Genomic DNA, 1,547 nt, shown 5'->3' on the forward strand with positions numbered 1-1,547 from the left:
TTAACTACTGCCAAATAAGTTCCTATGGCTAAGTCGGATGTGCTAAAATAAATTGAATGTTTTCCTGTAGCATAGCTTCTTTCGGTAATTCTTTTTACAGTTTGTCCCATTGTGTTATAAACTGTTAGTGGTAAATTGTATGAGTATGGCAGATTACGTGAGCTTTCATTGCCTGACCAAGATGAAGCACGAGCGAACTACGAAATCTCAAAACCCACACCGAACCTGCCATTACCTATACAAAATGTTATGGGCTTTTATTCTGAAACCATTTCACTGATTTTTTGAGCTATGTTTGAAACATCATTTATTGAACCTTTATACGTAATCTTAATACCTGCATTCATATTAATAAGTGTAAAATAAATTGTTTTAAAAAACAACCATCGAACAAGTTTTTCATAACCAACACTTTGAATAGTTTTTTTATTGAGATTATAAACACCTGTGTCTGAAGGAATAATTCCCCATAAAATGGTTCTCTTATTCACTTGGATTATTCTACGATTTGTTACAACGATATGTGTTTTTAGTTTTATACCAAGTATAATCCAAAAAATCCTAAAAATACTTGTCATTAATTTAACTAAAGGGTTTGGAGAATCCGTATATGCATTACCTTCAATCTGATAAAGTACCTCTTCGTTCTCCAACAAAATCACTTCTTTTAATTTACTCATAATATTATTTTTTATTTGTTTTTTCCTACTCGTAAGGCTTTTCAGTTCCGCCCCGTTTTTTTGAATGGGTTCTGGTCTCCATTTTTGCCCTACCTTATTTTTGGGATTGGTCAGGTCAAATTCTTATCCCTGTATGTTATATCATTGTTAAATTACTTACAGTCAGTTTGTTTTTAATTTTTATTCCGATTAAGTCGGTTGCTTTACTGACGCTTCTTCTTCTTCCGTTAATTGCCCATAACGAGTGAATATAATGATCAGTCATTATATTTCCATTATATATTTTGTTAAAAAATTCCATAGTTCAATATTATCCAATGGCTTATGAATGTTACCTGCCTGTGTGTAGCACGCAGACAAGTCAAATCCCTTGATGGTAATATGAGTAGTTTTAATATTTTCATGCCCTAATAAATTTTGAATGCATATTAAATCCGTTGAATGTATATTAAATCCATTAGCAAATATAATAAAAAATTTTAATATGTAACAAAACAATACAGTTTTTTTTCCTTTTACCCAACTTTTAATAGCCAAATTATACTTAACCTTAACGGGAATTCTATTCTCGCCTCTATAATCAATTTTTTATCATAGAAAAAGGTCATTATATTTATTGTATCAGTGAATAAAGTTACCTTTTTTAAAAATTTAAAGCACTTTCAGGATAATACAATCAATTTTGAAGAAGTATATAAAAAACCCTTTCGCTTAGGCAGTAGCTTTAGCGAAAGTGTATAGGAACAAAGATAATAAATAATCTGACTTCGCCAAAATATTTTCCAATAGCTTGTTCCTCCGCTAAAGCTTCAGCGACACTCAATGCTATTCAGAAAAATTTGTGAAGCGAAGCAAATGAAGTAAGTA

At 30.8% G+C, this 1,547-nt stretch carries 1 protein-coding gene; it reads right to left on the reverse strand.

What is annotated here, in order from left to right:
* Positions 1-257 precede the first annotated feature (257 nt).
* The gene (locus U9R42_14755; protein ID MEA3497285.1) at positions 258-680 is read right to left on the reverse strand and encodes a hypothetical protein; all 423 of its coding nucleotides are present in this window, start codon (positions 678-680) and stop codon (positions 258-260) included.
* Positions 681-1,547: the final 867 nt, after the last annotated feature.

It is taken from the genome of Bacteroidota bacterium, assembly GCA_034723125.1.
GTDB lineage: Bacteria > Bacteroidota > Bacteroidia > CAILMK01 > JAAYUY01 > JAYEOP01.